The organism is Streptomyces sp. NBC_01235 (genome assembly GCF_035989285.1).
Taxonomy (GTDB): Bacteria; Actinomycetota; Actinomycetes; order Streptomycetales; family Streptomycetaceae; genus Streptomyces.
Genome location: NZ_CP108513.1, coordinates 607,121 through 619,496, shown reverse-complemented (window position 1 = coordinate 619,496; position 12,376 = coordinate 607,121). Strand labels below are relative to the sequence as shown.

9 protein-coding genes are annotated in these 12,376 nt (G+C 70.5%); 4 read left to right on the top strand and 5 right to left on the bottom strand.

Going from position 1 to position 12,376, the window contains the following annotated elements; genetic code table 11:
- Positions 1–19 precede the first annotated feature (19 nt).
- Both OG289_RS02760 and OG289_RS02755 read left to right on the top strand, forming a co-directional pair.
- Positions 20–1,129, top strand: coding sequence for an NAD(P)H-dependent flavin oxidoreductase (locus OG289_RS02760; protein ID WP_327312401.1), 1,110 nt, complete (start codon positions 20–22; stop codon positions 1,127–1,129).
- Positions 1,126–2,679 carry an acyl-CoA synthetase gene (locus tag OG289_RS02755; RefSeq protein ID WP_327312400.1) on the top strand — a complete coding sequence of 518 codons (1,554 nt, stop codon included), beginning with the start codon at positions 1,126–1,128 and terminating at the stop codon, positions 2,677–2,679. The genes OG289_RS02760 and OG289_RS02755 overlap by 4 nt, the downstream gene beginning before the upstream one ends.
- A gap of 6 nt (positions 2,680–2,685) precedes the next feature.
- Here OG289_RS02755 and OG289_RS02750 read toward each other — a convergent pair whose 3' ends face one another.
- From OG289_RS02750 to OG289_RS02735, 4 genes are all read right to left on the bottom strand, one after another.
- On the bottom strand, positions 2,686–5,595 hold the full coding sequence (locus OG289_RS02750; protein ID WP_327312399.1) for an ATP-binding protein: 2,910 nt from the start codon (positions 5,593–5,595) through the stop codon (positions 2,686–2,688).
- A 255-nt stretch (positions 5,596–5,850) separates the two neighbouring features.
- Positions 5,851–6,804: a (-)-alpha-amorphene synthase gene (locus OG289_RS02745; RefSeq protein ID WP_327312398.1), complete on the bottom strand. Its 954-nt coding sequence runs from the start codon at positions 6,802–6,804 to the stop codon at positions 5,851–5,853.
- Positions 6,805–6,841: 37 nt separating this feature from the next.
- Positions 6,842–8,329, bottom strand: coding sequence for a cytochrome P450 (locus OG289_RS02740; protein ID WP_327312397.1), 1,488 nt, complete (start codon positions 8,327–8,329; stop codon positions 6,842–6,844).
- A gap of 181 nt (positions 8,330–8,510) precedes the next feature.
- The gene (locus OG289_RS02735) at positions 8,511–8,975 is read right to left on the bottom strand and encodes a MarR family transcriptional regulator (RefSeq protein WP_327320562.1); all 465 of its coding nucleotides are present in this window, start codon (positions 8,973–8,975) and stop codon (positions 8,511–8,513) included.
- Positions 8,976–9,073: 98 nt separating this feature from the next.
- On the opposite strand from OG289_RS02735, the gene OG289_RS02730 reads away from it, so the two are divergent.
- Both OG289_RS02730 and OG289_RS02725 read left to right on the top strand, forming a co-directional pair.
- Positions 9,074–9,457 (top strand): hypothetical protein, encoded by a 384-nt coding sequence (locus tag OG289_RS02730; RefSeq protein WP_327312396.1) that lies wholly within the window; start codon positions 9,074–9,076, stop codon positions 9,455–9,457.
- Between the two features lie 63 nt (positions 9,458–9,520).
- Positions 9,521–11,017, top strand: coding sequence for an acyl-CoA synthetase (locus OG289_RS02725; RefSeq protein WP_327312395.1), 1,497 nt, complete (start codon positions 9,521–9,523; stop codon positions 11,015–11,017).
- A gap of 28 nt (positions 11,018–11,045) precedes the next feature.
- On the opposite strand, the gene paaK is transcribed toward OG289_RS02725, so the two are convergent.
- Complete coding sequence (gene paaK, locus OG289_RS02720) at positions 11,046–12,347, bottom strand: phenylacetate--CoA ligase PaaK (protein WP_327312394.1); 1,302 nt, start codon at positions 12,345–12,347, stop codon at positions 11,046–11,048.
- Between the last annotated feature and the right edge of the window lie 29 nt (positions 12,348–12,376).

Here is a 12,376-nt window from a genome sequence, read left to right as displayed (position 1 = left end):
ACTGCGGCATCCTGCGCCCATGCAGACGGAGCTGAGCAAGCAACTGGGAGTCGAGCACGCCGTCTTCGGCTTCACGCCGTTCCCCGCCGTCGCCGCGGCCATCAGCCGCGCGGGCGGCTTCGGCGTGCTCGGCGCGGTCCGCTACACCGCCCCCGACGACCTCAAACGCGACCTCGACTGGATCGAGGCGCATGTCGACGGCAAGCCGTACGGGCTCGACGTCGTCATGCCCGCGAAGAAGGTCGAAGGCGTCAGCGAAGCCGACGTCGAGGCGATGATCCCCGAGGGGCACCGGCAGTTCGTGCGGGACACCCTCGCCAAGTACGGAGTGCCCGAACTGGCCGAGGGCGAGGCGTCCGGGTGGCGGATCACCGGGTGGATGGAGCAGGTCGCCCGCAGCCAGCTCGACGTCGCCTTCGACTACCCGATCCGGCTGCTGGCCAACGCCCTCGGCTCCCCGCCCGCCGACGTCGTCACCCGCGCCCACGAGCAGGGCGTCCTCGTCGCCGCCCTCGCGGGCAGCGCCCGGCACGCCCGCAAGCACAAGGACGGCGGCATCGACATCGTCGTCGCCCAGGGCTACGAGGCGGGCGGGCACACGGGCGAGATCGCCTCCATGGTGCTCACCCCGGAGGTCGTCGAGGCCGTCGACCCGTTGCCGGTCCTCGCCGCCGGCGGCATCGGCAGCGGACGGCAGGTCGCCGCCGCCCTCGCACTGGGCGCCCAGGGCGTGTGGCTCGGGTCGGTCTGGCTCACCACCGCCGAGGCCGACCTGCACTCGCCCGCCCTCACCCGCAAGCTCCTCGCCGCCGGCTCCGGCGACACCGTCCGCTCCCGCGCGCTGACCGGGAAACCCGCACGCCAACTCCGTACCGAATGGACCGACGCCTGGGACGCATCCGACGGACCCGGTACCCTCCCGATGCCCCTCCAGGGCCTCCTCGTCGCCGAAGCGGTCTCCCGCATCCAGAAGTACGAGGTCGACCCCCTGCTCGGCACGCCCGTCGGCCAGATCGTCGGCCGGATGAACGACGTCCGCAGCGTTAGGGCCGTCTTCGACGACCTCACCCGCGGTTTCGAACAGGCCGTGGACCACGTCAACCGCATCGCCGGAAGGAGCGGCCAGTGACCGGCACACCCCCCGCGGGCTTCTGGGCCCAGGCCACCGCCGACCCCGACCGCACGGTCCTGATCGCACCCGACGGCGAGGAGTGGACCGCCGGACGCCTGCACGCCGCCGCCAACCGGCTCGTGCACGGCCTGCGCGCGGCGGGGATGGAGCGCGGCGACGCCTTCGCCGTCGTCCTGCCCAACTCGGCCGAGTTCCTCACCGCCTACCTGGCCGCCTCCCAGGCCGGCTTCTACCTCGTCCCCGTCAACCACCACCTCGTCGGACCCGAGATCGCCTGGATCGTCTCCGACTCCGGCGCCAAGGTGCTGCTGGCACACGAGCGTTACGGGGACCAGGCGTCCCGCGCCGCCGACGAGGCACGCCTCCCCGCCACCCGCCGATACGCCGTCGGCGAGGTCGAGGGGTTCCGGCCGTACGCCGAACTCCTCGACGGGCAACCGGAGTCGGCGCCCGCCGACCGCACCCTCGGCTGGGTCATGAACTACACCTCGGGCACGACGGGCCGCCCGCGCGGCATCCGGCGCCCGCTGCCCGGCAAGGTGCCCGAGGAGGCGTACCTCGGCGGATTCCTCGGCATCTTCGGCGTCAGGCCCTTCGACGACAACGTGCATCTGGTCTGCTCACCGCTCTACCACACGGCGGTGCTCCAGTTCGCGGGCGCGTCCTTGCACATCGGCCACCCTCTGGTCGTCATGGACAAGTGGACGCCGCAGGAGATGCTCCGTCTCATCGACACCCACCGCTGCACGCACACCCACATGGTCCCCACCCAGTTCCACCGCCTGCTGGCCCTCCCGGAGGACGTACGGACGCGTTACGACGTCTCGTCCATGCGGCACGCCATCCACGGTGCCGCGCCCTGCCCGGACCATGTGAAGCGGGCGATGATCGACTGGTGGGGCGACTGCGTGGAGGAGTACTACGCGGCCAGCGAGGGCGGCGGTGCCTTCGCGACGGCCGAGGACTGGCTGAAGAAGCCCGGCACGGTCGGAAAGGCCTGGCCCATCAGTGAGTTGGCGATCTTCGACGAGGACGGCAACCGCCTGCCGCCCGGCGAACTCGGCACGGTGTACATGAAGATGACGACCGGCGGTTTCGCCTACCACAAGGACGAGGACAAGACGAGGAAGAACCGCATCGGCGACTTCTTCACCGTCGGCGATCTCGGCGTCCTCGACGAGGAGGGCTACCTCTTCCTCCGGGACCGCAAGATCGACCTGATCATCTCGGGCGGGGTCAACATCTACCCCGCCGAGATCGAGTCCGCGCTGCTCGCCCACCCCGCCGTGGCCGACGCCGCCGCCTTCGGCATCCCGCACGACGACTGGGGCGAGGAGGTCAAGGCGGTCGTCGAACCGGCCCCGGGGCACGAGCCCGGTCCCGACCTCGCCGCAGCCCTTCTCGACCACTGTGCCGACCGCCTGGCCGGCTACAAGCGGCCGAAGACCGTGGACTTCATCGCCGAGATGCCCCGCGACCCCAACGGCAAGCTGTACAAGCGGCGGCTGCGGGAGCCGTACTGGGAGGGACGGGAGCGGCCCGTGTGACGGCGGTCAGAGGCGGACGCGGGGAAAGGCGTCCAAAGCCCCGGCGAGATCGGTGGCATCGGTGCCGATCTTGCGGTAGACGGACGAGAGCAGTTGCCGCACGCCCTGTTCGGTGAGACGCAGTTCCTTCGCGACCACGGCCACCGGGTGCCCCTGGACCGTCAGTTCGGCGGTCCGGCGTTCCTGGGACGTGAGCGTGTCCGTCTGCCCGTAGCGCAGGGGCAGCGGCCGCAGCCCGGCTGCCGAGAGCTCTTCCCTGGCGCGGGCGGCCAGGGTCTCGGCACCGCAGTGGACGGCGCCCTCCAGGCCCTGATAGAGCCGGTTCGCGGCCTCCTGGAGCCGGCCGTTGCGGGACAGGGAGGCGCCGTGGCCGACCAGCGCGCGGGCCAGCTCGTACGAAGCGGGTGACCGTTCGAGGTGTTCGACGGCCTGCGCGTGCAGGTCCTGCGCCGCCGGTCCGGCGGTCACCTCCGCCTCCACGTGGAGCGCCTGGCCGATCACGGAGGCCGCACCGAAGTCCCGTGCCCGCTTGACGGCGTCCCGGGCGAGGGACAGCGCCCGATCGGGGTCGGTGGAGGCGACGGCGTGCGCCAGGTTCAGCTGCCAGCGGCACCAGGCGGGGTTGCGCCAGGCCCGTCCCTCCAGCCAGTCCCCGACGGCGGACAACAGGCGCTCCGCCTCGGCGTGCCGCCCCTCCGCCGAGAGCAGTTCGGCGTACACGGTGCGGGGATCGGGGTAGATGACGGCGTGGGGGACCACCTCACCGTAGTGGTAGGTGTCCGCGATGAGTCGCGCGTCGGCGGTGCGTCCACGGGCCAGCAGGGTCTGGATGAGGATGCCGATGGCGAACCACTGCGCGGGCACCGCCCCTTCCACCTTCTCGGCGGTACGCAGCCCCTCCCGCGCCAGTTCCTCCGCGTCGGCGAGGCAGCCGCGACGGTAGCGGATGTAGCCGAAGAGAGTCTGGCCGACGGCCAGATGGGAGCCGCGCCAGCCTTTGGTCTCGCATTCGGCCATGCCCCTGGTGAACAGTTCTTCGGCCCGTCGTGGCTGGTCGCAGTACATGAACACCAGGGCGACCGAGACGGGTACCTCGAAGCCCTGGTTCTCGTCGGTCCAGCTCAGTCCGCCCCGCAGGGCTTCCTCGGCGGTCGCCAGGACGCGCTGCCGCGGCTCGCCGCGCACGACCCCGTCCCAGGCCCGCAGCCCCAGGATGTACCGCTCCTCCAGGCCCCGACCGGTCAGACGTTCGGCCAGCCGGGCCAGCTTGCGTGAGCGGGCGGGCGCGTCGGGCTCGTCCGTGCGGAACGCGCTCCAGACGAAGTGATCGGCCTGCATGCGCAGTCGGATGCGGGGATGGGCGGTCTGCCGCGCCTCGTCGTCGGCGACGGCCGCGGCCTCGGCCAACTGGTCGGTGTGGGCCAGCGCCTGTGTCAGCCGGTAGACGATGGAGGCGCGCAGCCCGGGATCGACGTCGCGTTCCGCCCGCGCCTCCCTCAGATGGGCGACCGTGGCCGTGGGCTCGATCAGAAACGTCGAACTCGCGAGTTCGTGGAGGAGTGCGGCACGGTCCTCCGGCAGCGGGGGCTCCTGAAGCGCTCGGGCCAGAACGCGCCTGGCCGCCTCCGGGGCCCCGGCGCGAAGGTACTCATGGGCGGCCTCCCGAAGACATTCGACCACTTCGGGCCTGCCCTCGCACGGAACCTCCAGCAGGTGCCGCGCGGCCTTGGCGGCACCGAAGCCCGCCGCACGGACGGTCAGCGCGGCCGCGTTGTGCATGCCGACGCGCAGGGGCGAGCGGATGGACCGGTAGATCGTGGTCGCGATCAGCGGGTGAACGAAGTCGAGGCTCCCACCGGGGCCGTGGCCCTCGGTGACGATCCGGGCAGCACGCAGTCTCTGGACCGCCTCGGCGGCGTCATCGCTGCCGATCACCGCGAGGGTGGCGGCGAACTCCGGTGAGAAGGGCGCACCCAGGACGGCTGCGGCCTGCGCGAAGCGGACGGTGGTCGTGCCCAGCTTCTGGAGACGCGCGATCAGTCCCGGGCCCTTGACCGCCGAGGCGACGTCCCGCATCGCGGACAGGTCGTCCTGGGTGCCCTTCAGATTGCGTTCGCCGAGTCCGATGGCGAGTTCGACGGCCTCGAACGGGCTCCCGCCGGTGACCGTCCAGCACTCGTCGCAGAAGTCGTCCTCGGCGCCGTCTCCCACTTCGCCCCTGACGATGCGTGCCACGCCGGCGGCGGTGAGCGGTTCCAGAACGCACGGGCGGTTCCCGTGATGCGTGACCAGAGCGCGGAAAGCGGCCGCCTCGGGCGGCAGTTCATCGGGCCGGTAGGCGACGACGATCAGGAGTGGCAGGTCCGCGGCCCGTGGCGCGAACGAGGCGAGCCAGTCGAGGGACTCGACATCGGCCCAGTGCAGGTCGTCCAGGAGCAGGACGACGGGAGCCCTCGACACCGTGAGACGGGTCATGACCCAGTCGAGACCGCCACGCACTCCGGTCGGGTCCGGCGTATGGGTGGCATCCGTCGCCTCGAGACCGAGCGCGGCGGCGACGATGTCGTACCAACTTCCCAGGAAGGTACGGCGTTCCGTCTCCTCCATCGCCGCCAGGGCGGGCTGGGCGAGCTGGCGCACCACGCGGAAAGCGAGTTCCTGTTCCGTCTCGCCGCCCCGGCCCGAGAGCACCGTGAATCCGTGTGCCGTGGCCCGTGTGCGTGCTTCCGTGATGAGCGCCGTCTTTCCCAGTCCGGCCGCACCGGTGAAGGCGAGCAGTCCGCCGGGCCGCGCCCGCGGCACGCCTTCGCCGGTGCGGCGGAGGTCTGACAAAGCAGAGTCGAGCGCCTGGAGTTCTCGGCGACGCTCGACCAAAGGGCGGGGTTCGGTGATCGGCTGCCGCGGCCCATACGCCATGTGCCCTACCGCTTCCTGTCGTTGATCGTCGGAGGACAGCGCCGAGCGTACGCCCCTGGTGCACACCCGGTGACTGCGTTCAGGCGCGGGGACGACCGGGAAGAGTGAATCGTTCGCCGGGATGGTTAGGTTGTCCGTCCTTCCGGGTAGAGGGGCTCGAATAGCTGCTGGGAGCCCGCCTGCGAGGACGAGCGGTCGTGAGTGTCCCGGAGGGCTGTGCGTCCGCCGCGTGGCGCCGACGGGCGCACAGCGTCCTCACGGACGGGCGGGCGCGACCGCGGTGTCCGCGTAGCGCGGCACGGTGCGGGACCAGTAGTAGCACCCGCGGATCCAGCCGGTCATGCCGTCCACGTAGCCGACCCCGGCGGGGCTCAACTCCGGCCGGATCTCCTCGCGGAGCCTCTCGAACTCGCTGATCGCGCCGTTGATCTGCCGGATGGCCAGCATCATGGCCGTCGGCAGGGAGCACTGGTGCGTGCGTTGGTGGGCGAGGGCCAGATTGATCATCTCGCCTGCCTGTTGCTCCTTCACCGCAGAGAAGAGGTCGGCCGTCCACACCGCTGCATCGACCGACAGACGCCTCAAGCGCCGCATCACGGGGTGATCGAGGTCCTCGGGGGCCAGTTCACCGGGCTGCGCCGCCTCGTAGAGAGGGTAGAACGGCTCGACCCCCGCGGTGAGCGCACGTATCGAGTTGCACAGGCCGATGCCTACGGGGAAGGGATGGGCCTGGGCCACTGCCTCGTACAACAGGCCGTGCACGTACTCGCGGCTCTTCCACGCCCACCGCTCGGCCTGTGCGGGTGTGCACCGCTCGCGGACTCGGCCGTGGAGATCGGCCAGGGCCGTCCCCAGGGGGGTGTGGGGCGGTTGGTCGTCCCGCAGGATTCCGATGCTCTCGCACAGCATGGGCAGGAGCAGGGCCGGGGACTGCCGACCGATTTCTTCCGCCTGGTCGTCGAAGACGAATTGATAGGCGATCTGATCGGCCACGATCTGGAGGATGTCGGCGTCCAGGGTGGGGCTGTTGTAGGACGCGAGCTCGGCGGGCCTGGTGTAGCCGATCATCGCCGCCACCCCCGGTTCGTCGGTGAGTCCCCACTTTCGCAGCCATGCGTCGACGCCGGCGGTCGCTTCGGATTCGTGGCGATTCCTCAGGAACGGGTAGGGCATGTAGAGGTGGGTGTCGATCAGTTCCTTCAGGCTCACGGCCCGCGGTTCCCCTTCCGGGGCGAGCGTGGCTTCCTCACGCGTGGTCGACACCGCTGTCACCGGCCCTTCGGGAATCCTGTACGGGGAGTGCCGCGTCTTCTCGGTGTGCGCAGGAACCCGCGCGAGGCGATGCGCCGATCGGCAGGCGTGAACGCGGCTCACAGATCATCACCAGGGACCTCGGCCCCAGTGTCGCCCCGGGACGCGGTGGGGCGACGGGCCCGGGCAGATGGGTCAGGCGCCATCGGGCGGCGACGGTGGCGAGAGCCACCGTGGTCTCGGCCATGGCGAAGGCGTCGCCTATGCATTTGCGGCTGCCCGTGGCGAACGGGAGCAGCGCACCGCGTGGTGTGGCGGCGGCCTGTCCCGGCAACCACCGCTCGGGGAGAAATCGGTCGGGGTCGGGGAACGACGCGGGATCGTGGTGCAGCAGGTAGGGGCTGTACAGAACGGTGGCTCCCCGGGGGAGACGGTGCCCGGCGAACTCCGTTTCGCTGGTGGTGACGCGCGTGAAGAGCCAGCCGGGCGGTGCGTGGCGCAGCGTCTCGGTGACGACGCATCGGGTGTGGACGAGGCGCGGCAGATCGTCGGGAGCCGGCCGCTGCCGTCCGGCGAGCACGGCGTCGACCTCGGAGTGCAGTCGGCGCTCCGTCTGCGGATGCTGTGCCAGGAGGCTGAAGGCGGAGGCCAGACACAGGGCGGTGCTCTCGGATCCGGCGAGCAGGAGCGAGACGAGGTGATCGTGGACTTCCTGTTCGGTGATCGCCGGTTCTGGGCCGGCGGCGCGCGAGGCCTCCAGCAGGGTGCCCAGCAGGTCGTCGCGGGGAGCGCTCCGACGGCGGTCGGCGATGACCGCGTCGATGATCGCGTGTACCCGCTCGACCGCGCGCCGGTAACGACGGTTCGCGGGTGTGGGAACGCGGAACAGGGCGTCGACCGGCACGATGGTGCGGACGAACAGGCCACGGACGATGGCCGTCAGACAGTGCCGCACCTCGGCGGCCGTGGCGGCGTCGAGCGAGTCGGAGAAGAGGACGCGGCTGATCATCCGTGTCGACAAGGCCGTCATGGCCGCGCTGACGTCGACCTTCTGCCCGGCACGCCAGTCACGGCACACGGCCTCCGCCTCCTCGGCCATCAGCTCCGTCTGACCGGCGAGGCGGGACGGGAGGAAGGCGGGTTGCAGCAGCCTGCGCTGGCGCCGATGCTCCTGGTGGCGGCTCGTGACGACACCGTCGCCCATCAGTACGCGGAGCCTGTCGAAGAGAGGACCCCCCTTTTCGAAGGTGCATGAGTCCCCGAGCATCCGGTGGACCAACTCCGGATGACACACCATCCAGGCCCGCTGGGGACCCAGCCGTATCTCGACCAGATCCCCATGGGCGGACAAAGAATTCAGAAAAGCCAGCGGGCGACGGTACAAGGCGATACCGTGGCCGAGGAATGGGAATATGCCTGGCGCAGTACCCACCCTCCATGCGCATTCTCGTTCAGGCTCTCGTTCAGGCACAGCGTTGCTCATTGAGTACCCCCTGCCTCATACAGCACTCGAAAATCCATGGACGTTGCACTGACTTGGCGCCTGAGTCATGTTCTGCCCAGTCCGAACCCGTGCTGTTAGCCGCGAAGCCTTTCTGTAGGGGGGCGCACAGGAGTGCGCAGGAGCACATGAAGCATTTGGCCGGAGAGATTCTCCCGGCGACTCACCCCCGTTCCGCGTCGACCTCCGCCTCGTAGGCGAGCAATGTGTCGACGAACAACCGTCGCTGATCGGGCGTCAGCGGGGCCAGGGCCCGGCGCCAGGCCGCCGCGCCCGGGGCGAGCCAGGCGGAGATCGCCGGTTCGTGGGTGTCCGCGAGGGCGACGATCCGACGGCGCCGGTCCCGCTCGTCCTCGCGTCGCTCCAGGACGCCCTTCCGGCTGAGGTCGCCGATCAGCAGGCTCACCGTGGTCGGAGCGACCTCCAGGCGGGCGGCCAGTTCGTTGACGGTCATCGGTCCGTCGAGGAGCAGGTACGCCAGCAGGGAGAGGTGGCGCGGGGCCAGCGAGAACGCTTGCAGCGCCTCGGGTACGGGGATCCTCTTCGACCTGCCCACGAGCCGCGGCATGAGCAGCAGCAGTTCGCGAACGGTCGCGTCGACGCCGTCGTCACCGGCGGCGCTGGACATGGACATCCGGCACTCCTCGTATTACCTTTGGCGTCAAAGCTACTTTGTTCCGCTAGTTGAACCCTCATGGTACGCACCCACGCGAAACGGAGACCGGCATGCCGCACTACACCGTCCACATCAGCGAGGACGCCCTCGACGAGACCGTGGAGGCGAAGCTGATCGGCGCCCTGGCCGATGCCGTCGGCTCCGTCTACGGGGACCGGTCGCGCAGCCTCGTCGGTGTCGACCTCATCGGCATACCGCGTCACCGGCGGGGCATCGGCGGCCTGCCCACCGACAAGGTCGTCCCGCAGGTCACCCTCAGCATGCGCGAGGCCGCCTACCACCTGCCCCAGGTGCCGGACGCCCCGGCCCGTCTGATCGGCGCGACGGCGGACGCGGTGGCCGCCGTACTCGGCGAGGACGTCCGCGAGCAGACGATCGTCAGCATCGTCGGGGTGCCCGACGGCCGGACAGGAGTGGCGGGCGCGGTGGCGTGACGCCCCGCGGGAGCGCGCCCGCGACTTGACCTGCCCCTGCCGCCCCGCCGAGGATCACGAGTCATGACCCCCGGACTTGGCACTACGGTCGACGGGGTGCTGCGGCGCAGCGCCCGCCGCACCCCGGCACGCGTCGCGGTCGAGTACCGCGACCGCACCTGGACCTACGAGGAACTCGACGAGGCCGTCTCGCGCGCGGCGAGCGTCCTGCTCGGCGAGGGTCTCGCCCCGGGAGACCGGGTCGGCGCCTACGGGCACAACTCCGACGCCTATCTCATCGCGTTCCTCGCCTGTGCCCGCGCAGGGTTGGTCCACGTCCCCGTCAACCAGAACCTCACCGGCGACGACCTGGCGTACATCGTGGACCAGTCGGGCAGCGCAACTGTTCTCGCCGACCCGGACCTGGCCGGACAACTCCCCGCCGGAGTAAGGACGTTGGCGCTGCGCGACGCCGACGACTCGCTCCTTGCCCGACTGCCCGCGGCCCCCGCGTACGACGGCCCCGAGCCGCGCGCCGAGGACCTGGTGCAGTTGCTCTACACCTCGGGCACGACGGCCCTGCCCAAGGGCGCGATGATGACCCACCGCGCCCTGGTGCACGAGTACCTCAGTGCGATCGCCGCCCTCGACCTGAGCGCCGGCGACCGCCCCGCGCACTCCCTCCCGCTGTACCACTCGGCGCAGATGCACGTCTTCCTGCTGCCGTACCTCGCGGTCGGCGCCACGAACATCGTGCTGGACGCGCCCGACGGCGACCGGCTCTTCGATCTCATCGAGACGGACCGCGTCGACAGCCTCTTCGCCCCGCCGACCGTGTGGATCGGCCTGGCGAACCGCCCCGACTTCACGAGCCGTGACCTGGGCGGGCTGCGCAAGGCGTACTACGGGGCGTCGATCATGCCGGTGCCCGTCCTGGAGCGCCTGCGCGAACGCCTGCCCAAGCTGGGTTTCTACAACTGCTTCGGGCAGAGCGAGATCGGCCCGCTCGCCACCGTCCTCGCCCCCGACGAGCACAAGGGGCGCATGGACTCCTGCGGGCGCACGGTCCTGTTCGTGGACGCGCGGGTCGTCGACGAGAACGGCGAGGACGTCGCCGACGGTACGCCCGGTGAAATCGTCTACCGTTCCCCGCAGTTGTGCGAGGGCTACTGGGACAAGCCCGAGGAGACCGCCGCGGCCTTCCGCGACGGCTGGTTCCACTCCGGCGACCTCGCCGTGCGCGACGCCCACGGCTACTTCACGATCGTCGACCGGGTGAAGGATGTCATCAACTCCGGTGGCGTACTGGTCGCTTCACGTCAGGTCGAGGACGCGCTGTACACCCATGCCGCCGTCGCCGAGGCCGCCGTGATCGGCCTGCCCGACGAGAAGTGGATCGAGGCGGTCACCGCCGTGGTCGTCCCACGTGGTGAGGTCACCCAGGACGAGCTCATCGCCCACGTCCGCGAGAAGCTCCCGCACTTCAAGGCCCCCAAGCGCGTCCTCTTCGTGGACGAACTGCCGCGCAACGCGAGCGGCAAGATCCTGAAGCGGGAGCTGCGGGACCAGTTCGGCTCATGACCCCCTGGTCGTCATGATTCCCCGGCAGTCATGACTCCCGCGGGCGCTCGTCCACGATCCGCCTGATCTTGCCCACCGACCGCTCCAGCGACTCCGGGTCGACGATCTCGACCGCGACCGACACCCCGATGCCGTCCTTCACCGCCGCCGCGATGGCGTGCGCGGCCGTGTCGCGGTCCGCGGGGGTGGCGTCGGGGCGGGCCTCCGCGCGGACCGTGAGGGCGTCGAGCCGGCCCTCGCGGGTGAGGCGGAGCTGGAAGTGGGGCGCCACGGCCGGGGTGCCGAGCACGATCTCCTCGATCTGGGTGGGGAAGAGGTTCACCCCGCGCAGGATGACCATGTCGTCACTGCGGCCGGTCACCTTCCGCATACGCCGGAAGACGCGTGCCGTGCCAGGCAGCAGGGCCGTCAGGTCGCGGGTGCGGTAGCGGACGACCGGCATCGCCTCCTTGGTGAGGGAGGTGAAGACCAACTCGCCCTCCTCGCCCCCCGGGAGGACCTCGCCGGTGATCGGATCGACCACTTCCGGAAAGAAGTGGTCCTCCCAGATGTGCAGGCCGTCCTTCGTCTGAACGCACTCCTGCGCGACCCCCGGCCCGATCACCTCCGACAGCCCGTATATGTCGACGGCGTCGATCGCGAAGCGTTCCTCGATCTCCTGACGCATCCGCTCCGTCCACGGCTCGGCGCCGAAGACGCCCACGCGCAGCGAGGTCGAGCGCGGGTCGATGCCCTGACGGTCGAACTCGTCGAGGAGGGTGAGCATGTAGGAGGGGGTCACCATGATGATCCGGGGTTCGAGGTCCTGGATCAGTGCGACCTGACGGGACGTCATGCCGCCGGACGCGGGGATCACCGTACAGCCGAGGCGTTCGGCGCCGTAGTGGGCGCCGAGGCCGCCGGTGAACAGTCCGTATCCGTACGCCACATGGACCGTGTCGCCGGGCCGGCCGCCCGCCGCGCGGATCGAACGGGCCACCATGTCCGCCCACATGGACAGGTCGGCGTCCGTGTAGCCGACAACCGTCGGGCGGCCGGTGGTGCCGCTGGAGGCGTGGATGCGGCGGACGCGGTCCCGGGGGACGGCGAACATCCCGTACGGGTAGTGCTCGCGCAGGTCCGCCTTGGTGGTGAAGGGAAAGCGGGACAGGTCGGCGAGGCCACGGCAGTCGTCGGGGTGGACGCCTGCCTTGTCGAAGGAGGCGCGGTAGAAGGGCACGTTGGCGTAGGCATGACGCAGCGAGGCCCGCAGGCGCTCCAGCTGCAGGGCGCGCAGGGCGTCCTCGTCGAGGCGCTCGCCCTCGTCCAGCAGATTCCTCGCATCCCTCATGGGACTTCTCCCTTGTCAAACCATGTCAA